Source organism: Nocardia flavorosea, from assembly GCF_015477805.1.
Taxonomy (GTDB): Bacteria; Actinomycetota; Actinomycetes; order Mycobacteriales; family Mycobacteriaceae; genus Nocardia; species Nocardia flavorosea_A.
The window spans coordinates 566,010-590,494 of the sequence record NZ_JADLQL010000002.1 but is presented as its reverse complement, the minus strand read 5'-3'; the positions used below and the strand labels follow the sequence as shown (position 1 = coordinate 590,494).

At 67.9% G+C, this 24,485-nt stretch carries 24 protein-coding genes, 1 tRNA gene and 1 pseudogene; 17 read left to right on the top strand and 9 right to left on the bottom strand.

The features are described 5' to 3' along the window. Window positions 1–84: 84 nt before the first annotated feature. The 4 genes and pseudogenes from IU448_RS11570 to IU448_RS11555 all read right to left on the bottom strand — a co-directional run. A pseudogene (locus IU448_RS11570) lies at window positions 85–267 on the bottom strand (HNH endonuclease); the annotation flags it as partial. A gap of 72 nt (window positions 268–339) precedes the next feature. Next, window positions 340–412, bottom strand: a tRNA-Thr gene (locus tag IU448_RS11565). A gap of 227 nt (window positions 413–639) precedes the next feature. Then, window positions 640–870, bottom strand: coding sequence for an MbtH family protein (locus IU448_RS11560; RefSeq protein WP_030522889.1), 231 nt, complete (start codon window positions 868–870; stop codon window positions 640–642). Between the two features lie 143 nt (window positions 871–1,013). Further along, window positions 1,014–1,847: an alpha/beta fold hydrolase gene (locus IU448_RS11555; RefSeq protein WP_195056232.1), complete on the bottom strand. Its 834-nt coding sequence runs from the start codon at window positions 1,845–1,847 to the stop codon at window positions 1,014–1,016. A 143-nt stretch (window positions 1,848–1,990) separates the two neighbouring features. Here IU448_RS11555 and IU448_RS11550 point away from each other — a divergent pair, with 143 nt between their 5' ends. The 4 genes from IU448_RS11550 to IU448_RS11535 all read left to right on the top strand — a co-directional run bounded on the left by IU448_RS11550 (window position 1,991) and on the right by IU448_RS11535 (window position 6,411). Further along, complete coding sequence (locus IU448_RS11550) at window positions 1,991–2,161, top strand: hypothetical protein (RefSeq protein WP_195055567.1); 171 nt, start codon at window positions 1,991–1,993, stop codon at window positions 2,159–2,161. 158 nt (window positions 2,162–2,319) lie between these two features. Next, window positions 2,320–3,942, top strand: coding sequence for an alpha,alpha-trehalose-phosphate synthase (UDP-forming) (locus tag IU448_RS11545; protein WP_228812947.1), 1,623 nt, complete (start codon window positions 2,320–2,322; stop codon window positions 3,940–3,942). 235 nt (window positions 3,943–4,177) lie between these two features. Beyond that, window positions 4,178–4,903 carry a response regulator transcription factor gene (locus IU448_RS11540; RefSeq protein WP_195055566.1) on the top strand — a complete coding sequence of 242 codons (726 nt, stop codon included), beginning with the start codon at window positions 4,178–4,180 and terminating at the stop codon, window positions 4,901–4,903. Then, window positions 4,900–6,411, top strand: coding sequence for a sensor histidine kinase (locus IU448_RS11535; protein WP_416382984.1), 1,512 nt, complete (start codon window positions 4,900–4,902; stop codon window positions 6,409–6,411). Before IU448_RS11540 ends, IU448_RS11535 begins: the two co-directional genes overlap by 4 nt. 131 nt (window positions 6,412–6,542) lie before the next feature. Here IU448_RS11535 and IU448_RS11530 read toward each other — a convergent pair whose 3' ends face one another. Further along, a complete protein-coding gene (locus IU448_RS11530) occupies window positions 6,543–6,968 on the bottom strand; it encodes an HIT family protein (protein ID WP_195055565.1) in 426 nt (141 codons plus the stop codon). Window positions 6,969–7,080: 112 nt separating this feature from the next. Beyond that, window positions 7,081–7,458 (bottom strand): PH domain-containing protein, encoded by a 378-nt coding sequence (locus IU448_RS11525; RefSeq protein ID WP_195055564.1) that lies wholly within the window; start codon window positions 7,456–7,458, stop codon window positions 7,081–7,083. A 259-nt stretch (window positions 7,459–7,717) separates the two neighbouring features. Here IU448_RS11525 and purD point away from each other — a divergent pair, with 259 nt between their 5' ends. Then, a complete protein-coding gene (gene purD / locus IU448_RS11520) occupies window positions 7,718–8,989 on the top strand; it encodes a phosphoribosylamine--glycine ligase (protein WP_195055563.1) in 1,272 nt (423 codons plus the stop codon). A gap of 356 nt (window positions 8,990–9,345) precedes the next feature. Here purD and IU448_RS11515 read toward each other — a convergent pair whose 3' ends face one another. Then, the gene (locus IU448_RS11515; RefSeq protein WP_228812621.1) at window positions 9,346–9,906 is read right to left on the bottom strand and encodes a transglycosylase SLT domain-containing protein; all 561 of its coding nucleotides are present in this window, start codon (window positions 9,904–9,906) and stop codon (window positions 9,346–9,348) included. 396 nt (window positions 9,907–10,302) lie between these two features. Further along, window positions 10,303–11,364, bottom strand: a complete 1,062-nt coding sequence (locus IU448_RS11510; protein ID WP_228812620.1) for a M23 family metallopeptidase — start codon at window positions 11,362–11,364, stop codon at window positions 10,303–10,305. A gap of 216 nt (window positions 11,365–11,580) precedes the next feature. Here IU448_RS11510 and IU448_RS11505 point away from each other — a divergent pair, with 216 nt between their 5' ends. From IU448_RS11505 to IU448_RS11475, 7 genes are all read left to right on the top strand, one after another. Next, window positions 11,581–12,744, top strand: a complete 1,164-nt coding sequence (locus IU448_RS11505) for a pyridoxal phosphate-dependent aminotransferase (RefSeq protein ID WP_195055561.1) — start codon at window positions 11,581–11,583, stop codon at window positions 12,742–12,744. Between the two features lie 135 nt (window positions 12,745–12,879). Next, window positions 12,880–13,518: a TetR/AcrR family transcriptional regulator gene (locus tag IU448_RS11500; protein ID WP_195055560.1), complete on the top strand. Its 639-nt coding sequence runs from the start codon at window positions 12,880–12,882 to the stop codon at window positions 13,516–13,518. A gap of 6 nt (window positions 13,519–13,524) precedes the next feature. Continuing rightward, the gene (purB, locus tag IU448_RS11495) at window positions 13,525–14,952 is read left to right on the top strand and encodes an adenylosuccinate lyase (RefSeq protein ID WP_195055559.1); all 1,428 of its coding nucleotides are present in this window, start codon (window positions 13,525–13,527) and stop codon (window positions 14,950–14,952) included. Between the two features lie 425 nt (window positions 14,953–15,377). Continuing rightward, window positions 15,378–15,809 carry an HIT family protein gene (locus IU448_RS11490; RefSeq protein WP_195055558.1) on the top strand — a complete coding sequence of 144 codons (432 nt, stop codon included), beginning with the start codon at window positions 15,378–15,380 and terminating at the stop codon, window positions 15,807–15,809. A gap of 502 nt (window positions 15,810–16,311) precedes the next feature. Beyond that, window positions 16,312–17,241, top strand: coding sequence for an alpha/beta hydrolase (locus IU448_RS11485; protein ID WP_195056229.1), 930 nt, complete (start codon window positions 16,312–16,314; stop codon window positions 17,239–17,241). Between the two features lie 24 nt (window positions 17,242–17,265). Continuing rightward, window positions 17,266–19,431 carry a S9 family peptidase gene (locus tag IU448_RS11480; protein WP_195055557.1) on the top strand — a complete coding sequence of 722 codons (2,166 nt, stop codon included), beginning with the start codon at window positions 17,266–17,268 and terminating at the stop codon, window positions 19,429–19,431. A 175-nt stretch (window positions 19,432–19,606) separates the two neighbouring features. Continuing rightward, the gene (locus tag IU448_RS11475) at window positions 19,607–20,308 is read left to right on the top strand and encodes a DUF2334 domain-containing protein (protein ID WP_195055556.1); all 702 of its coding nucleotides are present in this window, start codon (window positions 19,607–19,609) and stop codon (window positions 20,306–20,308) included. A 158-nt stretch (window positions 20,309–20,466) separates the two neighbouring features. Here the strand turns inward: IU448_RS11475 and IU448_RS11470 are convergent, their stop codons facing one another. Beyond that, window positions 20,467–21,111: an MBL fold metallo-hydrolase gene (locus IU448_RS11470; protein WP_195055555.1), complete on the bottom strand. Its 645-nt coding sequence runs from the start codon at window positions 21,109–21,111 to the stop codon at window positions 20,467–20,469. Window positions 21,112–21,259: 148 nt separating this feature from the next. Between IU448_RS11470 and purS the strand changes: the two genes are divergently transcribed. The 5 genes from purS (at window position 21,260) to IU448_RS11445 (ending at window position 24,277) form a co-directional block, all read left to right on the top strand. Further along, a complete protein-coding gene (gene purS / locus IU448_RS11465; RefSeq protein ID WP_195055554.1) occupies window positions 21,260–21,496 on the top strand; it encodes a phosphoribosylformylglycinamidine synthase subunit PurS in 237 nt (78 codons plus the stop codon). Continuing rightward, window positions 21,493–22,170, top strand: coding sequence for a phosphoribosylformylglycinamidine synthase subunit PurQ (purQ, locus tag IU448_RS11460; RefSeq protein WP_195055553.1), 678 nt, complete (start codon window positions 21,493–21,495; stop codon window positions 22,168–22,170). The genes purS and purQ overlap by 4 nt, the downstream gene beginning before the upstream one ends. A 152-nt stretch (window positions 22,171–22,322) precedes the next feature. Further along, the gene (locus IU448_RS11455) at window positions 22,323–22,580 is read left to right on the top strand and encodes a hypothetical protein (protein WP_195055552.1); all 258 of its coding nucleotides are present in this window, start codon (window positions 22,323–22,325) and stop codon (window positions 22,578–22,580) included. A 2-nt stretch (window positions 22,581–22,582) separates the two neighbouring features. Then, on the top strand, window positions 22,583–22,951 hold the full coding sequence (locus tag IU448_RS11450; protein WP_195055551.1) for a PIN domain-containing protein: 369 nt from the start codon (window positions 22,583–22,585) through the stop codon (window positions 22,949–22,951). 45 nt (window positions 22,952–22,996) lie between these two features. Then, window positions 22,997–24,277: a M18 family aminopeptidase gene (locus IU448_RS11445; protein ID WP_195055550.1), complete on the top strand. Its 1,281-nt coding sequence runs from the start codon at window positions 22,997–22,999 to the stop codon at window positions 24,275–24,277. Window positions 24,278–24,485: the final 208 nt, after the last annotated feature.

Sequence of the window (24,485 nt, the reverse complement as noted above, 5' to 3'; positions counted from 1 at the left end):
CCGCGGACCCGGGAAGATCCCCGCGCCGGTGCCGGTTCGGGATCTCGGCAGTGCGTGGTCGGGACGGGATCGCCAACCTGTCGGCTAGTACGACTGGCTGTGCGCATAGCGCGCTCGCCGCAGGTGCCGACCGTTGCCCCGGTTCCGGCTTTTATAAGTCGGAAGCTGTGAATCGCAGTTCGGGCATGCCAATCGCAAGTTCTCGCGCCGATTATCGGTCGCGTGGCCGTTGATGTGGTCGAGCACGAAGGCGAGCGGTAGCCTCTGCCCCCGGCATCGCCTCATACCGCGAAAAATACTCCGGCCCACCGACATGTCGGTGGGCCAGAGCAAAATATGAGCCGCCTGAGGGACTCGAACCCTCAACCTACGCATTACAAGTACGTTGCGCTGCCAGTTGCGCCAAGGCGGCGGAGCGGCTCGGACAACGAGCCGCTCGACAGCCGATCATACGGGGCCGCCGCCGAGTTCGCGAACCCGATTCACCATGCCGACGAACGGGTCACGCCCCCAGCGGTACCGTGGCCGAGCGTGTGCAGATCGGCCGGGACACTGCGCAGCCCGGCCGTTATTCGGTGCGGCACCCGAATCGGAGAGCGGTAACCGGAACGGATACGGCCGGGCTGTGCGGAGGCGGAACTACTTGCGGGCCGCTTCGTCGGCCGCCATGGCGTCGCGCAGGCTCTTGGGCCGCATATCGGTCCAGTTCTGCTCCACGTACTCCACGCAGGCGGCGCGGCTGTCCTCGCCGAAGACCACGCGCCAGCCGGCCGGGACCTCGGCGAAAGCCGGCCACAGGGAGTGCTGCTCTTCGTCGTTGACCAGAACGAAGAAGCGGCCGTCCTCGTCGTCGAACGGGTTGGTGCTCATTTCACCTCACAGGGGTGCTCGCGCGTATGTGTACGGATCTGTCCGGGTCAGCCACGGCAGAGAGGAACGACCTCCGGCTGCCGTTTCGCGAACCCAACGATGTGTCGACCCTAGCAAGGCCGGTGTTAGCTGTGGGCTCCACCTCACGAGGCGAAGAACTCCAGAAGGATCTTGTTCACTGTATCGGGCCGCTCCAGGTAGCCGTAATGGCCGGCGTCCGGAACCTCCTGGTAACGCCCGCCCGGGATGGCCTCGGCGACCTCCCGCGACAGATACGGCGGAATCATCCGGTCATCGGCGAAACCCACCGCCAGGCACGGCACGCGGATGGCGCGGTAGGCCTGCACCCGATCGAATTCGTGATCCATCTTGCGCTGCGCCCGGATGCCGGGGGGCACCGGACCGCCGGTGAACTCGAACAGGTCCAGCCAGTCCCGGGCCGCGTTGGCATCGGCCATGGTGGCGGGGGAAAGGTTCATCACGGCGGTGAGGGCGGCCTCGTACTTCGGCGGCAGCTTCACCCCGCTCTCGTCGAGTTCGTGTTCGCCCAGCGACAAGGTCTTCTGAAACCGGTCCAGGCGGCCGTGCCCGGCCAGGAACACGGCTTTCCGCACCAGCTCGGGCCGGGCCAGGGCGAGCTCCTGCGCCACCCGGGCGCCCATCGAGGTGCCGGCCACCAGCGCCGGACCCTCGTCCAGGAACTCGATCAACCCCGCCGTATCGGCGACCATCTCCTGGATGGTCATCCCGTTCGCGGCCTCGTAAGAGGGTGCGATACCCCGGTTGTCGAAGGTGCAGACCCGGTAGCCGGCGGCGACCAGTGCCGGCACCTGGTGCAGCTCCCATACGCGGCCCGGGCTGCCGGTCCCCATGATCAGCACTACCAGCGGGCCGCCGCCTTTCACATCGGTGCCCTTGGAACGGTCCCCTTTGACCTGATAGTTGATCGATATTCCGTTCACCGTGGCCAACGGCATGCTGAGGGCCCCTTCCTGATCGTTTCCGCTGCCCACGGTATAGCCCGCGCGGTGGCGTTGTGTTACCGCGCCCGCAGCGACCTCCGCACGGGGCAGATACCATTGACATTTCACATACCAGCGCACCTGCCGGGAGGATTGAGATGGCCGCGAAAAGCAGCGCCAACGGTATCGCCGACGACGATCTGGAACCCCTCGCCGACGAGACCGCTCGTCAGGCGCAGCGGGTCGTGGCCGCCTACGCCGCCGATGCCGACGAATGCCGGATGCTCCTGTCGATGTTGGGGATCGGCCCGGGCGCCCGAACCGAATAAGCTGAGCTTCGACCGCATGGCCGAGCGTCTGGTCACGCAAGCTATCGCCGCCGGGCGCTGACGGCCATGTGGGCCGCCGGCGCCAACGGCGACGTCCGCGGATCCACACAACTACATGTGGCGTACAGCGCCGCGCGAAGGATGCGTGAGTGGACCAGATGACAGAGCAGCCGTCCAGAGATTCCACCCGTCAGGACGATACCGGCGTATCCGCGGGCCCGTCCGGTGCCGGTAACGGTTCCGGTCCGGTCACCGGTCCGATCGATCTGGTGGAGGCCCAGCCCGAGGCGGTGGACGCCGAACCCCTGCGGGAACGCGGGGCCGGATCCGGGTTCGTCGTCGTCGCCAACCGGCTCCCGGTGGACCTGGAAAAACTGCCCGACGGGAGCACCCGCTGGAAACGCAGTCCCGGCGGGCTGGTGACCGCGCTGGAGCCGGTACTGCGCAGCAACCGGGGCGCCTGGGTCGGCTGGGCCGGCGTTCCCGATGTCGAGGTCGACCCGATCGTCGAGGACGGGCTGGAATTGCATCCGGTGCCGCTGTCGGCGCAGGAGGTCGCCGACTATTACGAAGGCTTCTCCAACGCGACCCTGTGGCCGCTCTACCACGATGTGATCGTCCGCCCGGTGTACAACCGGGCTTGGTGGTCGGCCTATGTGCAGGTGAACCGGCGTTTCGCCGAGGAGACCGCCAAGGTCGCCGCCGAGGGCGCCACGGTTTGGGTGCAGGATTACCAGTTGCAGCTGGTGCCGAAGATGCTGCGGATGCTGCGCCCCGATCTCACCATCGGCTTCTTCCTGCACATCCCGTTCCCGCCGGTCGAACTGTTCATGCAGATGCCGTGGCGCACCGAGATCGTGGAGGGCCTGCTGGGCGCGGACCTGATCGGGTTCCATCTGCCCGGCGGCGCCCAGAATTTCCTGTACCTGGCCCGCCGGCTGGCCGGGCAGCCCACCTCGCGCGGCACGGTCGGGGTGCGGTCGAAGATGGGTGTGGTGCAGGTCGGGTTCCGGACCGTGCGAGTGGGCGCCTTCCCGATCTCCATCGACTCGGCCGGACTGGACGAGCATTCGCGGCGGCGGTCGGTACGGGAGCGCGCCGCCCGGATCCGCGCCGAACTCGGCAGCCCCAAACACGTCCTGCTCGGTGTCGACCGGCTCGACTACACCAAGGGCATCGATATCCGGCTCAACGCCCTGGAAGAACTGCTCGACGAAGGCCGTATCGACCCGGCCGACACCGTGATGGTGCAGCTGGCCACACCGAGCCGCGAACGGGTCGAGAGCTATATCCAGATGCGTGGCGATATCGAACGCCAGGTCGGCCGGATCAACGGCGAGTTCGCCCGGGTCGGCTATCCGGTGGTGCACTATCTGCACCGTCCCATCGCCCGCGAGGAGCTCATCGCCTTCTTCGTCGCCGCCGACGTCATGCTCGTGACCCCGCTGCGTGACGGTATGAACCTGGTGGCCAAGGAGTACGTGGCCTGCCACAGTGGTCTCAACGGCACACTGGTGCTGAGCGAGTTCACCGGCGCGGCCGCCGAACTCCGCCAGTCCTACCTGTGCAACCCGCACGATCTGGACAGCGTGAAGGACGCCATCGTCTCCGCCCTCACCGACGACCGCGAAACCCGCCGTCGCCGCATGCGCGCCCTGCGCCGCCAGGTCCTCGCCCACGATGTCGACCGCTGGGCCCGCGCCTTCCTCGACGCTCTCGCCAAAGGCCAGGTCGCCGGAAAAGCCCTGGTAGCCGACCCGGAAGACAATTACCCCGACTGAGCCTCGGCGTCCGTCGGTCCTGGCGTCCGTACGCCTCGGGGCTTCCCCGCGTGTGGACCGTCCTGCCGATTGCCGGCCCTGCACTACGAACGAACTCAGGCCGCCAACCGGTCGTCTCTCGTCATCGCGAGTCGGCGCGCCGAATCCGGGTCCGCGACTGCTCGTCCATCTCACACACAGCGTGTTCACAGCAAGTACGCAGGGCGGTACCAGGGCGCTGGACCAGGATGGAGCTATGACTGGTGGGCCGGATACCGCACCCGAGGCGCGGGTACTGGTGGTCGACGACGAAGCCATGATCGTCGAGTTGCTGACCGTGAGTTTGCGGTTCCAGGGGTTCGAGGTGGCCGCCGCGTCGGATGGTGCGCAGGCGCTGGATGTGGCGCGCGGGTTCCGGCCGGATGCGCTGATCGTCGATGTGATGATGCCGGGGATGGACGGGTTCGGGCTGTTGCGGCGGTTGCGGGCCGACGGGATCGATGCGCCCGTGCTGTTCCTGACTGCCCGCGACGATGTCCAGGACAAGGTCACCGGGTTGACCTTGGGGGCGGACGACTATGTCACGAAACCGTTCAGTCTGGAAGAAGTGGTGGCCCGGTTGCGGGTGATCCTGCGGCGGGCAGGCGGGGCGGCGCCGGAGCGGGAGCGGTCGCGGATCCGGTTCGCCGATATCGAACTGGACGATGACTCCCACGAGGTTTTCAAGGCCGGGGAGCTGGTCGCGCTGTCGCCGACGGAGTTCACCCTGCTGCGGTATTTCATGGTGAATGCGGGAACGGTGCTGAGTAAACCGCGGATTCTGGACCATGTGTGGCGGTACGACTTCGGCGGTGAGGTCGGGGTGGTGGAGACCTATGTTTCCTATCTGCGGAAGAAGGTCGATACCGGCCCGCGGCGGCTGATCCACACCTTGCGGGGGGTCGGTTATGTGATGCGGGAATCGCCTGCGGGCCGATCGTGAGTGTCGAGATCGCGCCGGCGGATCGGCCGCCGGAGGGCCCGGCCGGGCGGTTCGCCGCGTTACCGCTGCGGGTGACGCTGGTGCTGGCGTTGGTGGCGCTCGCGACGGTGGGGTTGCTGGCTTCGGGGGTCGCGGTGACCTCCGCGTTGCGGAGTACGTTGATCGACCGGGTGGATCAACAGCTCGAAGAGGCGGCGGACAGCTGGGCCCGGCCGGGGGGACGGCCTCCGGTATCACTGCCGGGCGAGCCCGGTAAAGAGCGCCCACCGGTGAAGTTCTACACCCGCGTGCAGGACACCGACGGCCGGTTGTTCCTGCAGGACGACCGCAACGGCGCACCGGAGCTGCCCGGCGATCTGCGCCCGGGTACGTTCACCACCGGGTCGGCCGGCGGTGATTCCGGGCAGTGGCGTGTTCGCTACACCGAGAACGCGTACGGCACCAGTCTGGTCGCGTTGCGGCTGGACGACACCGAGGCGATCGTCGAGCGGCTGGTAGTGCTGCAGGTGGTGATCGGTGCGGCGGTGCTGGTGGTGCTGGCGGTGGCCGCCTACTTCGTGATCCGGCGCAGTTTGCGCCGGCTGGAGCAGGTGGAGGAGATCGCCGCCGATATCGCGGCCGGTGATCTGCACCGCCGGGTGCCGATGCGGCCCACGAATACCGAGGTGGACCGGCTGGCCCGGTCGTTGAACACCATGCTCGCGCAGATTCAGCGGGGTTTCGCCGCAACCGAGGCATCGGAGGAGGCGGCTCGGCGTTCGGAAGAGAAGATGCGCCGGTTCGTGGCCGACGCCAGCCACGAACTGCGCACTCCGCTGACCACGATCAAAGGTTTTGCCGAGTTGTACCGGCAGGGCGCCACCCGCGATACCGATATGCTGCTCGACCGCATCGAGCGGGAATCGAAGCGGATGGGTCTGCTGGTCGAGGATCTGTTGATGCTGGCCCGGCTGGACGCCGAACGGCCGGTGGAGTACGCGCCGGTGGATCTGTTGTCGCTGGCCGGCGACGCGGTGCACAGTGCCCGCGCGATGGCGGCCGCTCAGGGCGGTACGCGGCGGTCGATCGAGTTGGCGGTGCGGCCGGGCACCGGGACCACCGAGGTGCCGGGGGATGCGGCCCGGCTGCGGCAGGTCCTGGCGAATCTGCTGAACAACGCGCTCGTGCATACGCCGTCCGACGCGGCGGTAACCGTGCGGCTCACTCCCGGCCCGGACGAGGTACTGCTCGAGGTCGCCGATACCGGGCCGGGATTGGCGGGCGAGCAGGCCGAACGGGTTTTCGAGCGGTTCTATCGGGTCGACGATTCGCGGAGTCGCGGTAGCGGTGGTTCCGGGCTGGGACTGTCGATCGTGCAGGCGCTGGTCGCCGCGCACGGCGGCAGCGTGGCGGTGGACAGCGCGCCGGGCCGCGGTACCACATTCACGGTCCGGTTACCGCGGCGGCGGCCGGTGTCGGGTGACCGCGTGGGGACTTACCGGTTGTCGGATGATCCGGAAAAGCTATGAGCAGCTCGGCACCACCGAACAGCGAGGTTCCGACTTCGGCCGGCACAGCCTCGCCGGAAGCGCTCCATACGCCTGCGCCCGGTCCGGTACCTACGCTGGGGCGAGACCGGATCGCGGACGGGGCGTAGCGATCAGGCGGGGACGTTCGCGCCGTAGCCGAGATCGCGCAGGGCCTGCTTGATCCTGGTCTGCGCGTCGTCGAGCGATTCGGGGGAGGGGTTCTGGTCTGCGCCGGAGATATCGAAATTGCCCATGGTGAAGGCCGGGAAGACGTGTACATGGAGGTGGGGTACCTCCAGCCCGGCGATCAGCAGACCGGCTCGGGGCGCGTCCCAGGCTGCCCGCACCGCCTGCCCGATCTTCTGCGCCACACCGTTGAGGCGGGCGAAGACCTCGGGTTCGATGTCCTGCCACTGGTCGATTTCCTTGCGGGGGACCACCAGGGTGTGCCCCGGGGTCACCGGGGCGATGGTGAGGAATCCGACGAATTCGTCGTCCTCCCAGACGAACCGGCCCGGCAGATCCCCGGCGATGATCGCACTGAAAACAGAAGCCATGTGGTGAGCATATTGGTTGTGCTCGGATGGGCTGGGTCGTGCGGGGGCTGCGAGTCCCGGCCCGGCCGGGAACCGTCGAGTCGCACCGGGCGGGTATGGCCGGTGGCGGAGTTCAGACGCCGACGAAGTGGGAGAGGATTCCCTGGACCTCGTAGATGTCCACCTGGCGGTTGAACTTCTTCTGCAGCGGGGTATCGCTGCCGGAGATCCACAGCACCAGTTCGGCGTCCAGGTCGAAGGTGCCTGCTGTTTCCACCGCGAAATGGGTGATGGAGCGGTAGGGGATGCTGTGGTAGCTCACCTTGCGACCCGACAGACCCTGCTTGTCGACGAGGATCAGCCGGCGATTGGTGAACAGCATGGCGTCGCGCACCAGGATATAGGCCGAATAGATCTGTTCGCCGTTGCCCAGCAGCCGCTGGAATTCCTGTTGCGCCTGTGCCGGTTCCATCCGCCCGGCATTGCCCATGATCCCGTCCATCAGACCCATGACGACCGTCCTCCCGTCCGCGCGTTATGACCCCTGGCGGGCCGGTGCGCGAATTACCCACCCGCTTCGGGTGTTTCCCCACCATCATCCACAAGGTGGCGCGAGCGGACGCCGGCCTGCGGAAACCCGCTGGTACCGGCGGTGGCGGGCCACCGGAGACGCTGTCGATCCCGACCCACCAGCCACCGAATACGCTTCCGGTGCTTGCGCGCGATCCGCCCCCGGACCCGAGCTCCCGGACACGCTCTAAGCTGTCCGGGTGCGAGTACTCGTCATCGGTTCCGGAGCCCGTGAACACGCCCTCGTCCTTGCGCTGCGCCGTGACCCGGCAGTGAGTGCGCTCATCGCGGCACCGGGGAACGCCGGTATCGCCCAGCACGCACAGGTGCGCCCGGTGGATGCCGGTTCCGCGGAGGCCGTGGCCGCGCTGGCGCGGGAGGTGGCCGCCGATCTGGTCGTCATCGGTCCCGAGGTGCCGCTGGTGCTGGGTGTGGCCGATGCCGTGCGGGCGGCCGGGATCGCCTGTTTCGGGCCGTCGGCGGCAGCTGCCCGGATCGAGGGGTCGAAGGCGTTCGCCAAGGATGTGATGGCCGCGGCCGGGGTGCGGACGGCGCACAGCGAAGTGGTGGACACGCCGGCCGAACTGGATGCCGCGCTGGACCGTTTCGGACCCACCTGGGTCGTGAAGGACGACGGGCTGGCCGCCGGTAAGGGCGTCGTGGTCACCCCGGATCGTCTCGCCGCCCGCGACCATGCCGCCGAACTGCTCGAACAGGGACATCCGGTTCTGCTGGAATCCTTCCTCGACGGGCCGGAGGTATCGCTGTTCTGCCTGGTGGACGGGGAGACGGTGGTGCCGCTGCTGCCGGCCCAGGACCACAAACGGGTGGGCGACGGCGATACCGGGCCCAATACCGGTGGGATGGGCGCGTATACGCCGCTGCCTTGGCTGCCCGGCGATATGGTCACGCGGATCGTCGACGAAGTGGTGGCCCCGGTCGCCGCCGAAATGGTCCGGCGTGGCTGTCCGTTCAGCGGACTGCTCTACGCGGGGCTGGCTATCGGCGCGGGGGGCCCGGCGGTGGTGGAATTCAACTGTCGTTTCGGCGATCCCGAAACGCAGGCGGTGCTGGCGCTGCTCGACAGTCCGTTGGGCGAGCTGCTGTTCGCCACCGCGACCGGCACGCTGGCCGAGGCGCCGGCGCCGCGCTGGCACGGTGGGGCAGCGGTCACGGTGGTGCTGGCCGCGGAGAACTATCCCGGACGGCCGCGGACCGGTGATGTGATCACCGGCGCGAGCGATGCGGCGACCGATGATCTAGCGACCGTTCTGCACGCGGGAACATCGCAGCGCGCGGACGGTGCGCTGGTCTCGGCGGGCGGCCGGGTGCTGAGCATTGTCGGCACCGGTGTGGATCTGACGGCGGCGCGCGAAGCAGCCTACGACCGCCTGGCGGGAATCAAACTGCCCGGCAGCCATTACCGTTCCGATATCGGACTCGCCGCGGTCGAGGGCCGGATCGAACTCTGAGTTTCGCGGATGCGTGCTGCCGAGCCCGCCGGCCGGCGCGACCGAGCCGTTGCGGGCCAACGGGCCGGCGCAGGTTCGCGGGGTCTACTCCGAGGCCGACGACGGTGCCGGGGGCTCCGGCCGGTGCCGCAAGCTGAGCCGCTGCGCCTGCGGGGCCGTCTGCACCGGCATGACCCGACTCTGCGGTGGGCGATTCGGCGTGACAGGTCCCGGTGGCGCGATCGCGCCGCCCGCATCGGCGCGACTCGTCCCGCGGCGGGCGGATCCGAGGTCGCCGGACAGGCCGGTGGCCTGTTCCCGGGGCGCGCCGCTGACCGGGTAGCGGGGTGCGGCGCGGCCCCGGGGATCCGGCGCGGTCAGTACGCCCCGAAGACGTTGTCGATGGAACCGTAGCGGGCGGCGGCGTAGTTGCAGGCTGCCGCGATATTGGCGACCGGGTCGTAGATGTCCCACGAGGTGCCTTCTACGTGATAGGCGGCAAAGGTGGGGTCGATCACCTGCATGAGTCCCTTGGACGGGATCCCGGCCGCGGCATTGGAATCCCAGAGATTGATCGCGTGCGGGTTACCGCCGGATTCCCGCACGGCGGTGCGGTGGATGCCCTCGTAGCTCGCCGGGATACCGTGCCGGCCGAGGATGTGCAGCGCGTTGCGGATCCAGCCGTCCAGGTTGTCGGGGAAGCTCGGCGGTAGTAGCTGCGGTAGCGGTTGGGGCAGCGGCTGGACGAACTGCTGTAGCTGATCGCGCTGGGGTTGCGGCAACTGCTGTTGCCACTGCTGGGCCTGCTGTTGCAGTTGCTGCGCGGGTCCTTGTAACTCTGCGGGTACGCCGGCGACCGGAGTTTCGGCGCCAGCCTGCACCGGGACCGCGAGAGCGGCGGCGGCAACGGCCAGGGGCAACAGTTTTCGTAATTTCATGACGAACTCCGGCAGCGCGGGATCACCACGCCGCCGCGATATCGACGGCGCCGTCGTTGCGCTGTTTCCTTTTGTGATTGCTTCGTGGAATCTGTGGATTCAGTTGTCCGCGCCGGTTACGCGGTATCCCGCGCGCCGATGGCGATCGGCGGGCGTGCAGGGTGGTGGATATTCGGGCGAATATCTTCGCCGCGCGATAGGCAGGCTCGCGGCCTGCTCGCTGGCGCATCACAGAATGATTGCGATAGATTAACCACAGGTGAACAGGAGACGAATCAACGGTTCTATTCTGCTGAGAGAAATGGCTGTACCTGCATATATCGTGGTATCGATCACAATCGCGCGGATGTGGGTCGTGCCTGGTTCTGATTACCGAATATTCGCCTGGACGAAAACTCAGCCGTACGAGAGTCCGTGCAGGGCCAGCCAGCGTTGCGGATCCACGTGCCGGCCGTCCATGACGATCTCGAAATGCAGATGGGGTCCGGTGGAATCACCGCGATTGCCCATCCGGGCGATCTGCATCCCGGCGGGTACCCGCTCGCCGACCGAAACGAAGAAATCGTACATATGGCCGTAAACGGAAATGGTTCCGTCGTTGTGACGGATCCGTACCCACAGACCGAACCCCTGGGCCGGGCCCGCATCGATGACCGTACCGTCGGCCACGGCATAGATCGGACTGCCGATCGGCCCGGCGATATCGATACCGCGGTGGAAGGTGCCCCAGCGGCTGCCGAAACCGGAGGTGAACGTGCCGGGAGCCGGGAGGACGAAGCCGCCGGGGCCCGGTGGGACAGCGCCCGGCGGTAGCGCCTCGGGACCCGGTGCGCTGTTGATCCACGGTTGCTCCTGACCCGCCGCCGCGGCCGCCGCCTCCGCTTTCGCACGCGCCAGGGTCGCGCGGGCGGCGGCGGCCACCACCGCCTGTTCGCGCAGCCGCTCACCGTTGTCGATGGCGTCGAGATAGCGGCGCACCGAGGGCACCGGTATGGATAGTCGCAGCGGGTGGGCGACCGCGACGCGGTGGGCGATACCGGGCGCGGGGGGATGCGCGGTCACCAGCAGGCCCGTTCCCGCATCTCCCGCGGCCAGCAGCAGAGTGAGACCCAGGCCGCCCAGTAGGAAACGGTGCCGCCGCGCGGAATCGGCGATATCCTGCACCGACGGGCGGCGGTCGAACAGTTCGGCGAGCTCGGCGCGGGTCGGGACCCGGTAGCGCAGCGCGGTGAGCTGCCGGTGCGTCCACTGGCGTGCGACCGCGAGCCGCTGCCCGGGCGTCAGGTGTATTTCCCGTTCCTGCGTGGCGCGTTCCCGCCAGTCGGGCGCGATGAGCCGGCCACCGCCGATCAGCACCGCGCGCTGCAGGAGAGTACGCGACCCCGGGGGCGGTGCTTCGTCGTCCTTCGGAGCATCGGGGACAGGCGTGTCGAACGCGGTATCCGATTCGTCCGGCAAGGTCCCGATGCTCGCCCTGGTCGCGGATTCCGGCTCCTGATCCCCGCGCCGGGAGATCCGGCTCCGGCTACGCCGGAACAGCCCGGGACCGCTGCCGGAAGCGGTGGATCCGGACTCGGATGGTGGCGGGCCGGCGGCCGGCCGGCTGGCCTCGTCGAGCATCAGAGCTGACCATAGCCGTCAGAGCGTCCGAAGCGGTGTTCTACCGTCGGTCGGGTGTCCACTGAATCTCGGCGCTCGACCATTCCACCTTTTTACGTGATGGATGTCTGGAAAGCCGCCGCCGAACGCGCCCGCACGCACGGTGATGTGCTGAGCCTGGCCGCCGGGCAGCCCTCCACCCCGGCCCCGGCCCCGGTACTGCGTGCCACGAAGTCGGCGATCGATGCCGAACTGTTCGGCTATACCGAGACGTTCGGCATTCTGCAGTTGCGGGAAGCCATCGCCGGCCATCATCGGGACACCTACGGCTATCCGGTCGATCCGGACGATGTCGTGGTGACCACCGGATCGTCGGGCGCGTTCACCCTGATCTTCCTGGCGGCCTTCGACCCCGGTGACACCGTGGTGGTCGCCCGCCCGGGCTATCCGGCCTATCGCAACACGCTGACGGCGCTGGGCTGCCGGGTGGTCGAGCTGGACTGCCGCGCCGAAACGCGTTTCCAGCCCACCGTCGCGATGCTCGACAGCCTGCCCGAACCGCCGCGCGGGTTGATCGTGGCCAGCCCGGCGAACCCGACGGGCACGATGATCGAACCCGCCGAACTCGCCGCGGTGGCCCGCTGGTGCGATGCCCACGGCACCCTGCTGATCTCCGACGAGATCTACCACGGCATCACCTACGGTGGGGAGCACACCGCGTCGGCCTGGGAAACCTCGCGGTCGGCGGTGGTGATCGGGTCGGTATCGAAGTACTTCTCGATGACCGGCTGGCGGCTGGGCTGGATGCTGGCCCCGGCGGGGATCCGGCCCGCGTTGCAGCGGCTGGCTTCGAATATGACCGTCTGCCCGCCCGCGATCTCGCAGTACGCGGCGGTGCACGCCTTCGACGCCGAGTCACGGGCCGAGTTGGACGGGCATGTCCGGCGATACGCGGCCAACCGCCGGATCCTGCTCGACGGGCTGGCCGCGCTCGGGATCACCGACCTGGCCCCCGCCGACGGCGCCTTCTACGCCTACGCCGATATCGGGCACCGCACCGACGATTCGATGGCCTGGTGCGCGGACGTACTGGCGCATACCGGGGTGGCGCTCGCGCCCGGCCTGGATTTCGACACCGTGAACGGGAACCGGACCGTCCGGCTCTCCTTCGCCGGTGCCACCGCCGATATCGAAACGGCACTCACCCGCCTGGCGAGCTACCTGCAACAGCGTGCGTGACACGATCCCGCTGTACGGCAACAACTTTGCACAGTACGACACCATTGCTGCGAGGATGCGGTAGAAACATCGATGGTTGTTTCCCCTTTCCCTGATTCCGCACGGACGTACTGATATGACTGGCACGATGGCACGGTGATAACCGCGACGACTCCGAAAGGTGAACGGCGTCGCCAGGCATTGGTGGCCGCAGCCGCCGAACTACTGCTCGAAGGTGGTTTCGACGCGGTGCGGCACCGATCGGTCGCGACCCGCGCCGAACTCCCGCTGGCCTCGACGACCTACTACTTCGAATCGCTCGAGGATCTGATCGCGCGCGCCGTGGAGTTCAGCGGTAACGCCGAACTCGAGGCGATGCGGCGGCGCGTCGGTGAGGTGACCCACCGCCGCCGCGGCGCGGAGGCGACGGTCGAGCTGGTGCTCGACCTGCTGATCGGTTCCGACGGGGCCGACGAGGGCGCGCGGGGCCGGTTGATCGCCCGCTACGAGCGCACCGTCGCCTCCGCGCGGCATCCCGAATTACGCGAGGTCCAGCTCCGACTACGCGGGCAGCTCGACGAGCTGCTTGCCGATGTGCTGCGCCGATCCGACCGGATCGTGCGGCCCGAACAACTTCGCAGGCTGGTCGCGGTGGTCGACGGCGCGGCGGTCGCCGCCCTGAGCGAACCCGATCCGCAACCCCGGCGGCTGGCCCGCGGGGCACTGCTGGAGGTCATCGATATCGTCGCTCCGGCGACGCACCAGCCGATGGACCGGTACCGGTCATTAGACTGACCGGACGTGACCTCCGACCTGATCCCCAACGTCCTCGCCACCCGCTACGCCAGCCCGCAACTGGTGCATCTGTGGTCTCCCGAGCACAAGATCGTGCTCGAGCGGCGGCTGTGGCTGGAGGTGTTGCGCGCCCAGTCCGAACTGGGGGTCGAGGTCCCGCCCGGTGTGGTCGCGGACTACGAACGGGTCGTCGAACAGGTCGACCTGGCATCGATCGCCGAACGCGAGCGGGTGACCCGCCACGATGTGAAGGCCCGGATCGAGGAATTCAATGCCCTGGCCGGCCACGAACACGTGCACAAGGGAATGACCAGCCGCGATCTCACCGAAAACGTCGAACAGCTCCAGATTCGGCTGTCGCTGGAACATATCCACGCGCACGGGGTCGCGGTGGCCGCCCGGCTGGCCGAACGCGCCGCCGAATACCAGGCCCTCGTCATGGCCGGTCGCTCGCACAATGTGGCGGCACAGGCCACCACCCTGGGGAAGCGTTTCGCTTCGGCAGCCGACGAACTGCTCATCGGCCTCACCCGGTTGCGGGAACTGATCGACCGCTATCCGCTGCGCGGGATCAAAGGCCCGATGGGTACGGCCCAGGACATGCTGGACCTGCTCGGCGGCGACGCCGCGAAACTGGCGGCCCTGGAGCAGCAGGTAGCCCGCCATCTCGGCTTCACCAGTGTGTTCACCAGCGTGGGGCAGATCTATCCGCGTTCGCTGGACCACGATGTGCTCTCCGCGCTGGTGCAGATCGGCGCCGCGCAGTCCTCGCTGGCGCACACCATCCGGCTGATGGCCGGACACGAGCTGGTGACCGAAGGCTTCCAGCCCGGGCAGGTCGGCAGTTCGGCCATGCCGCACAAGATGAACACCCGGTCCTGTGAACGGGTCAACGGGTTGCAGGTGGTGCTGCGCGGGTACGGGTCGATGGCGGCCGAGCTGGCGGGTGCGCAGTGGAACGAAGGCGATGTGTTCTGTTCGGTGGTGCGCCGGGTCGCGCTGCCGGACGCGTTCTTCGCCCTCGACGGGATGACCGAAACCTTCCTCACCGTGCTCGCCGAATTCGGCGCCTACCCGGCGGTGGTGGCCCGCGAACTGGACCGCTACCTGCCGTTCCTGGCCACCACGCGCATCCTGATGGCCGCGGTACGCGCCGGGGTCGGGCGGGAAGCTGCCCACGAGGTCATCAAGGAACACGCGGTCGCGGTGGCGCTGGTGATGCGCGAACAGGGGCGCGAACCCGATCTGCTGGACCGGCTCGCGGCCGACGACCGGTTGCCCCTGGACCGCGCCGCCCTGGACACGGCGCTGGCGGACAAGTCGGCGTTCATCGGCGCGGCGGATGCCCAGGTCGCCGAGGTGGTCGCCCAGGTCGGGAAGTTGACCGACGCCTACCCCGAGGCCGCCCGTTACACGCCCGCACCCATCCTCTGAGGGGCCTGCCGCCCCGGGCACATGACCGTGAGCTACAGGCGAATCAGCAGTCCGGCACCAGCGCTTTTGCGGCGGTGATATCCAGACGTTCGCGAAAGGGCTCGCCGGCTGCGCGATCGTGACCGGGCGCCGGGCGTCCGGCCGGGCCGCTGCATCGCCGGACAGCGATCCGGGTGCGCTCGCGCGAGGCGGTCGCACGCCTGCCCACCGCCGGAGTTCCCCGCGGTGGCACCGGTCGATGCCGAGCCGTTGCCGGGTATCCGGTCCGCACCGGGGCGAGGCGAGTGCGATGGCCGGGCGCCGGCGTGCCCCGCAGACGGTCTACGCGCCCGGCGCGGCCGATGGATTCGGGGTCGGTGCCGGATCAGCTACTGAACTGCCGGGGCCGGTGCTCGTGCCCGCGGATCAAGGCACATAGTGGGGTAATGGATCCGTATTCGATATTCGCCGACATCGTCGCCGGGCGGGCTCCGGCCAGCCGGGTGTACGAGGACGACGATGTGCTCGCCTTCATGGATATCCGGCCGCTGACACCGGGCCATCTGCTGGTCGTTCCGAAGATCCCGGCTCGGGATCTGGGCGAGCTGGATCCGGAGATCGGTGGGAAGTTGTTCAAGGTGGGGCAGCGGCTGGCGGCGGCACTGCGGGCGAGCGAAGTGGCGTGTGACGGCGTGAACTTCTTCCTGGCCGACGGGGTCACCGCAGGGCAGGAGGTTTTCCACGTCCACCTGCATGTCATCCCGCGGACTCCCGGAGACGGATTCGGGTTGCGGGCGCGTCCGCGGACGCCGCCGCGGGCCGACCTGGACTATCTCGCCGGTTCCATCAAGGGCGCTCTGGAGCGGGAAATCCGCTAGGGAGTTGCGCTGGGGCGCGTTCACGTCAGCAGGACGGCGGTTCGGCAGCTGCTGGGAACCTATGCGTCCACCGGCTGGGCGGCCGGTTCGCGGCGCTCACTGGGATGTGCGTGCAAGCCGACCGGGAAATGCAGTGCCTCGGCTCGCGCCTGAGACCCTTCGGCCTCAGTGCCACCTTGACCGAGTCGGTGAGGCTGTTTTGCTCGAGGTGGGCTGGCGTGGGCCACCTGAACTCCGCGGTCTGGAGGGGACTGAACTCCGCACACCCGGCCCGTCGGCCGGGGAACGGGCTTCGGAGCGGGATTCCCACTACCGGATCGGTTTCGCGGGCCGACCGGCCGGGGACACGTAAGATCGTGTCTCAATAACTTTTGTACGTTTGCTGTTCGAATGCCGAATGCCGACAACATCGCCGGGGCATGATGGTGTGAGTTGGCCTACGCCGAATTCTGGGTGGGGATACGGAGGTGTGGACGTGCGGTTGTTCCGATTTGCTGTACTGATGCTGACGGTGGTCGGATCGGTCGGCTTCCCTGTTCTCCGGCCCGCTCCCGCGGCCGCGGCCGAAATCGTGGATATCGACGCGCTGAGCCCCACCCGATCCGCGGTGTTCATCGCCTCACCCGCGATGAAACAGGTCGTGCAGGTGCAGGTGCTGCATCCGGCCGGTGACGGTTCACGGCCCAGCTATTACCTGCTCGACGGGCTGGATCCCGGGGTCGGACAGAGTACCTGGACCAACGCCACCGACGCGGAAGCCTTCTTCCGGGGCAAGAACGTGAACGTGGTGCTGCCCGTCGGCGGTAAGGCCAGCTATTACACGAACTGGCAGCGGGAAGACCCGGTCCTGGGCCACTACCAGTGGGAAACGTTCCTCACCCAGGAGCTGCCGCCGCTGATCGACAGCCATTTCTCGGGTAACGGGGTGAACGCCATCGGCGGGTTGTCCATGGGCGGGCATGCGGCCTATATCCTCGCGGCCCGGCATCCGGCGCTGTATACGACGGTCGCCGGCTACAGCGCCTGCCCCGATACCGGGCTGGCAACCGGTGCGGTGCAGTTCTCGATCATCACCCGCGGCGGGAATCCCGACAATATGTGGGGTCCGGGCGGTAGCCCGGCATGGGCGGCCCACGATCCGGCGCTCATGCTGGACCGGTTGCGGGGTAAGACCCTGTACCTGTCCACCGGTACGGGGCTGCCGGGGCCGCACGAACTCGAGCTCAAACCGCAGCTGCCGGAGAACATCGTGCTCGGCGGTCCGATCGAGTTCGCGGTCGATACGTGTGTGATCGCCTTCGAGCGGCGGGCGCGTGCGGCCGGTCTGCCGATCCGGGTGGACTACAGCCCGGTCGGCACCCATTCCTGGTCGTACTGGAATGACCACTTGAAGGCGTCCTGGCCGGTCGTCGGCCGCGCGCTCGGGGCCTAGAGCCGGGCGGCTACGGTGGTGGCCATGGCTGACACTGGTGGTCCGACGACCGAGGCGGTGACGGCGCCGACGGCGAAGACGGTGCCGCAGGAGCGAGTACATCACGGCGATCGTTTCGTCGACGAATACGAGTGGCTGCGGGACAAGGACAACCCGGAGGTCATCGCCTACCTGGAGGCCGAGAACGCCTATACCGAGGCGCAGACCGCGCATCTGGCCCCGCTGCGCGAAAAAATCTTCGACGAGATCAAATCGCGCACTCGGGAAACCGATCTGTCGGTACCCACCCGGCTGGGCGAGTACTGGTACTACTCGCGCAGCTTCGAGGGGAAACAATACGGCGTGCAGTGCCGCTGCCCGATCGACGCCGCCGCGGCCGGTATCGACGCCTGGACCCCGCCCGAACTGGCGGCCGATACCGAGATCCCCGGTGAGCAGGTGCTGCTGGACAGCAACGAACTGGCCGAAGGACACGATTTCTTCGCCCTCGGCGCATTCTCGGTGAGCCACGACGGGAACCTGCTGGCCTTCTCGGTGGATACCGCCGGCGACGAGCGCTACACGCTGCGGTTCAAGGATCTGCGCACCGGTGAACTGCTCGGCGACGAGATCGCGCGAACCGCGCCCGGCGCCACCTGGTCGCTGGACGGCAGCCATGTCTTCTATCAGACCGTCGACGAATCGTGGCGTCCCGATACCGTATGGCGGCACCGCCTCGGCGCCGGCACCGAAACCGATGTCAAGGTCTTCCACGAACCCGACGAGCGGTACTGGGTGAGTATCGGCGGCACCCGGTCGGAGAAGTACCTGATGATCTGGGTCGGTTCCAAGATCACCACCGAGGGCTGGGTACTGGAATCGGACAACCCGACCGGTGAGTTCCGGGTGCTGCTGCCCCGGCGCGAGGGCGTGGAGTACGCCGCCGAACACGCCGTCGTCGCGGGACAGGACCGGTTCCTGATCCTGCACAACGACGTGGTGGACGGGGCGAAAGCAGAGAACTTCGTGCTGGCCGAGGCCCCGGCCGACGATCCCGCGCGGCTGCGCACGCTGATCGGCCACCGCGACGATGTGCGGCTCGAAGATATCGACGCGTTCGCCGGACAGCTGGTACTCAGCTACCGCCGGGAAGCGCTGCCGCGGGTGGCGGTCTGGCCGCTCGGACCCGACGGATACGGCGAGCTGCGCGAAATCGAATTCGATCTCGAGCTCTACAGTGCCGGACTCGGGGCCTGCCCCGAATGGAGCCAGCCCACCCTGCGGGTCGGGCTCACCTCGTTCATCACGCCGACCCAGATTTTCGATTACGTGGTCGGCACCGGGGAGCTGCTGCTGCGCAAGGAACAGCCCGTGCTCGGCGGCTACAACGCGGCAGACTATGTGCAGCACCGGGATTGGGCCGAGGCCGCGGACGGGACCCGGATACCGATCTCGATCGTCGCGCGGCGCGATACGGACCTGACGACTGGGCCGAAACCGCTGCTGCTCTACGGGTACGGCTCCTACGAGGCCAGTATGGACCCCGGATTCTCGGTATCACGGCTGTCGCTGCTCGACCGCGGAATGGTTTTCGCCATCGCCCACGTGCGCGGCGGCGGTGAGATGGGCCGACTGTGGTACGAGAACGGAAAAACCCTCACCAAGAAGAACACCTTCACCGATTTCGTCGCCTGCGGACGGCATCTCGTGGACAACGGGACCACAGCGGCGGACCGGATGATCGCCGACGGGGGCAGCGCGGGCGGCCTCCTGGTGGGCGCGGTGGCGAATATGGCGCCGGAACTCTTCGCCGGCGTGCTGGCCAACGTACCGTTCGTCGACCCGCTGACCTCCATCCTCGACCCCTCGCTGCCGCTCACCGTGATCGAATGGGATGAATGGGGAAACCCGTTGGCGGACAAGGACGTCTACGATTACATGAAATCGTATTCGCCCTACGAGAACGTAGTGGCCCAGGACTATCCGGCGATTCTCGCGATCACCAGCATCAACGATACCCGGGTGCTGTACGTGGAACCGGCGAAATGGGTCGCGAAACTCCGCGCCACCAAAACCGGTGATGCGCCGCTGCTGCTCAAAACCGAGATGAGCGCGGGGCACGGCGGGGTCAGCGGACGGTACGAGAAATGGCGTGAGATCGCGTTCGAGTACGCCTGGGTACTCGACACCGTAGGTGCCGGGGACCGGTAGCCGCCGGGAACGAGGGGCCGTGCGGCCCCGTATGTGTTCGTCTGTCGCGTGGGCCGGACCGTGTCCGGATGTTCGCCCGGCGGTCATATCTGCTGCACGGGTTGGTCACCGGACCTGCATGTACAGGTCATCGGTATTGCATACGGCCGTCACCTGTGACTGCCACCGTCGGTACATGAACGCTGAGCTACTCGTATCGGTGTCCGGGATCCGGGAGTCCACCCGAGACGCGGCGATCGGGTTCGCCGAGGAGATGGATCAGCGCGGTGTGCGGTTGTCGCTGCTGGTGGCGCCCCGGCTGAAGGGCAAATACCGGCTGGCCGACGACTCCACCACACAGATCTGGCTGCGCGGCCGCCGGGAGCGCGGGGACGCCGTCGTACTGCACGGTTACGACCAGGCCGCCACCAAACGGCGTCGCGCCGAATTCGCGACCCTGCCCCGGCACGAGGCGCTGCTGCGGCTGACCGCGGCCGACCGGGCGATGGAACAGGTGGGGTTGCGTACCCGGCTGTTCGCGGCTCCGCGCTGGGATGTCTCGGCGGGCGCCGTCGCGGCGCTGCCCGAACTGGGGTTCCGGGTATCGCTGGGGCTGACCGGTATTCACGATCTGCAACGCAATACCGTGCAGAAGGCGCGGGTCTACGGCATCGGCGAAGGTTTCCGGGCCGAACCGTGGTGGTGCCGGGCCCTGGTACTCGGCGCGGCCCGGACAGCTCGGCGCGGCGGAGTGTTGCGGCTGGCGGTCTCGGCTGCGCAGTTGGGGCGGCCCGGTCCGCGGCAGGCGATGCTGGATGCGGTCGATCTCGCGCTGTACCACGGGGCGCGCAGCGAGGTGTACCGCTGGGAAACGCTCGCCGCGATGCGGGCGGCCTGAGACTCCGCCGCCCCTGAACGGCGATAACGGGGGCGGCGGTTTTCGGTTGGGGTGTCGGCCTGTTGTGTCTCCGCGCCGCCGACCGGAACCTGGTCGAAGCCGTCTCGGGATGGTCCGGGCCGCGCCGAGAGAGGGGCCGGGGGTGCGATGTTGGCGGGTCAGAAGGTGGTGGTGTTTTCGGGGCGTAGGGTTTTGAACTCTGTTTCGGCCTTGCGCATTTCGTCCAGACGGCTGAAGTACACGCCCCAGGCGGGTTCGGCGATGATTCCGTAGTGGATGGGGAACGCGACGCGCGGCGCGGCCGAACGCAGGTAGTCGACAGCTTCGCTGATCTTCATCCACGGTGCCGCGGCGGGGACTGCCAGCACATCCACCGGAGTGGAGGGGACCCAGAGCGAATCGCCCGGGTGGACGAACCGGGTGGGGTTGTCGGTGCTGCCGAGCTGGAACACGGTGTTGTCGACGACCGGTAGTTCGGGATGGATCACCGCGTGCCGGCCGCCGCCGCCGGTGATCCGCAGCTCACCGAGCTCGATCACATTGCCGGCGTGCACAGCCTCCCACGGACCCTCCTGCAACTCGGCGGTCTGCGGATCCGACAGCAGGCGGGCGCCGGGATTGGCGGCGATGAGCGCCTCGATCCGGTTCGGATCGATATGGTCGGCGTGCTGGTGGGTGACGGCGATGGCGTCCAATCCGGTGAGGCCCTCGAAACCGTGCGAGAACGCGCCGGGGTCGAAGAGAACCTTCTTCCCGTGCAGTTCGACGAGTACGCAGGAATGACCGAAATGGGCTACATGCATGAACCCAGGCTAGTACCGCGGAACCGGTTCGCCTCACCCGCCGCGACCGCCGGTAACCGCGGCAATTAGGCTGCTCAGGTAACCCCATCAGCGTTCCGGCCCGCTGCAGCGCCGGGCGCAGCTCACCCCTTTTCGTGAGGAGCAACCCGTGGCACGTGTCGTGGTCGAGGTGATGCCGAAGGCCGAGATCCTGGATCCGCAGGGGCAGGCCATAGCCGGCGCACTACCGCGCATGGGATTCGAAGGCGTCACCGATGTCCGGCAGGGCAAACGGTTCGAACTCGAGGTCGGCGACGATATCAGTGATGACCAGCTCGCGGCGATCGCGGAATCGCTGCTGGCCAACACCGTGATCGAGGACTGGAAGGTGGTGCGCGTCTCATGACCGCCCGTATCGGGGTCATCACCTTCCCGGGCACTCTCGACGATGTGGACGCGGTCCGCGCGGTCCGGCTGGCCGGCGCCGACGCGGTGAACCTCTGGCACGCCGACGCCGATCTCAAAGGCGTGGACGCGGTCGTGGTCCCCGGCGGTTTCTCCTACGGCGACTATCTGCGCTGCGGTGCCATCGCCCGTTTCGCGCCCGTTATGGGCTCGGTGATCGAAGCCGCCGGCAAGGGGATGCCGGTGCTCGGCATCTGCAACGGCTTCCAGGTGCTGTGCGAGGCCGGGCTGCTGCCGGGTGCGCTCACCCGCAACGAGGGCCTGCATTTCATCTGCCGCGATCAGTGGCTGCGGGTCGAGGCCACCGATACCGCCTGGACCTCCCGCTACGAACCCGGTGCGCAGATCCTGGTCCCGCTGAAATCGGGGGAGGGCCGCTACCAGGCTTCGCAGTCGGTACTCGACGAACTCGAAGGGGAGGGCCGGGTGGTCTTCCGCTACGCGGGCGACAACCCCAACGGGTCGCAGCGTTCCATCGCGGGTATCGCCTCGGCGAACAAACGGGTCGTCGGACTCATGCCCCATCCCGAACACGCCACCGAGCCGCTCACCGGGCCCAGCGATGACGGGCTGGGGCTGTTCCTGTCGGTTCTGGACGTGCTGGTCGCTTCCTGAATCGACGCGGTGGCGATTCCGTGCCGGACCCGGTGCAGCCTTCCCTGATCAGGAAGGCGCCGGGGCCGGTTGGATCGCGGTCTTCCCGGACGGACCTTCGCCAGGCCATCGAGTGGTATGACTCGGTAATACCGGCCTGGTAGATTGGCTGTATGAAGAAGATCACGATCAGCATCCCGGACGAGATCGCCGATAAGGCGGCCCGTGCCGTCGCATCCGGTACGGCGTCCTCGGTATCCGCATGGTTCGCTGATCTCGCCCGCCGCGAACCTGATTGGGGCGCCGCCACCGAAATCCTCACCGAACTCGCGGCCGAGGCCGGAGTAACCGACGCCGATCGCGAGTGGGCCGCCGGCGTGTTCGACGAAATCGCCGCCGAGCACACCGACGCCCTCGGCGGCGCGGCGTGATCGTGCTCGATACGGGCGCATTGATCGGCCTCGAGAAGGGCAAGCCACGCGCTGTCGGACTACTCGGGGAAGCCGCGCGCCGGAAAACCCGGATCGCTGTTCCGGCAACGGTGCTGGCGCAGGCATGGCGCAATGATCCCCGGCAGCATCCGATTCGGCGTTTGCTGAAAACGGATACGGTGACCACCATCACGCTCGACGAGACCGCTGCTGTCGCTGTCGGCGCGATACTCGCCGCGACCGGTACCGCCGATGTGGTGGATGCTCACGTTATCGTGGTCGCCCGAGCCCTGCGCGCCGACCGTATCGTCACCTCCGACCCGGACGATCTGACCGCGATCGATCCGGCTGTGCGGTTGGTGGTGGTCTGACGGTCCTCCGACCGGAAGTCGTTTCTCGCGCCTAAGGTCTTTCCCATGCCGAGTTCTGCTACCGCGGCTTCGCCCGCCGGGTTGTGTGCCTTCATCGACGCTTCGCCGTCCCCGTTCCACGTTTGCCGGACCATCGCGGAGCAACTGGACGCCGACGGGTTCGTCCGGCTCGACGAAACGCAACCGTGGCCCGAGGCGGGGGGACGCTATTACATCGTGCGGGGCGGATCGCTGGTCGCCTGGGCGGATCCGGCGCAAGCGGGGCCGTTCCGCGTGGTGGGCGCGCATACCGACAGCCCCAACCTACGGGTCAAACAACATCCCGATCTGAGCGTGGCCGGGTGGCAGCTCGTGCGGTTGGAGCCGTACGGCGGTGCTTGGCTGAACTCGTGGCTGGACCGGGAGCTCGGGATTTCCGGGCGGCTCAGTGTCCGGGCGGGCAATGGGCTGGCCGAGCGGCTGGTGCGGATCGACGAGCCGATCCTGCGAGTTCCGCAGCTGGCCATCCATCTCTCCGAGGACCGGCGCGGGGTCACGCTCGATCCGCAGCGTCATGTGAACGCGATCTGGGGCGTGGGCAGTGAACCTGCCTCCTTCCTGGACTTCGTGGCCGCGGCTGCGGGCGTGGATCCGGCGGCGGTGCTCGGATGGGAACTGATGACCCACGATCTGGCGCCGAGCCGGGTGATCGGCGCCGGGCAGGATCTGATCAGCGCGCCGCGGCTGGACAACCAGGGCACCTGCTACGCCGGCCTGCAGGCGTTCCGGACGGCGGTGGAGCATCCGGGCGCGGCTGTTCCGGTATTCGCGGCGTTCGATCATGAAGAGGTCGGCAGTCAATCCGATCGCGGGGCCCAGTCCGAGTTGCTGCCCACGGTGCTGGAGCGGATCGTGCTGGCGCGGGGCGGCGGCCGTGCCGATTTCCTGGCCGCGATGGCAGGTTCGGTTTGCGCGTCCGGTGATATGGCCCACGCCACCCACCCGAACTATCCGGAGCGGCACGAACCCTCGCACGGGATCGCCGTCAACGGCGGACCGGTGCTCAAGGTCAACCAGAATCTGCGCTATGCGACCGATGCGGTCGGCGCAGGCGCGTTCGCGCTGGCCTGCGCGCAGGCGGGTGTCCCCATGCAGCGCTATGTGCATCGGGCCGATCTGCCGTGCGGTTCCACGATCGGCCCGATGACAGCCGCCCGCACCGGTATGCCGACCGTGGATATCGGCGCACCGCAGCTGGCGATGCATTCGGCGCGGGAAATGATGGGCGCCGCCGATATCACCGCGTATGCCGCGGCACTGGCCGCTTTCCTCACGCCCGGCGACTGACCGGCGGCCGGCGATGGGGTCGGGAACGTGCGCGCCGCAGGTGAACGTAAGATTCGTGCTGGATCAAACCTGTCGGGGCCCCGCCGTCGAGGCCCTGTGTTCCGGCCCACTCGTGTTCCCGATATCCCACGGCATCGACGCGAACAGTCGGTCGTGGGATGCCCGGATACGCGACCCGGACCGGAGCCCGCGCGCGCCGGCGCGCCCA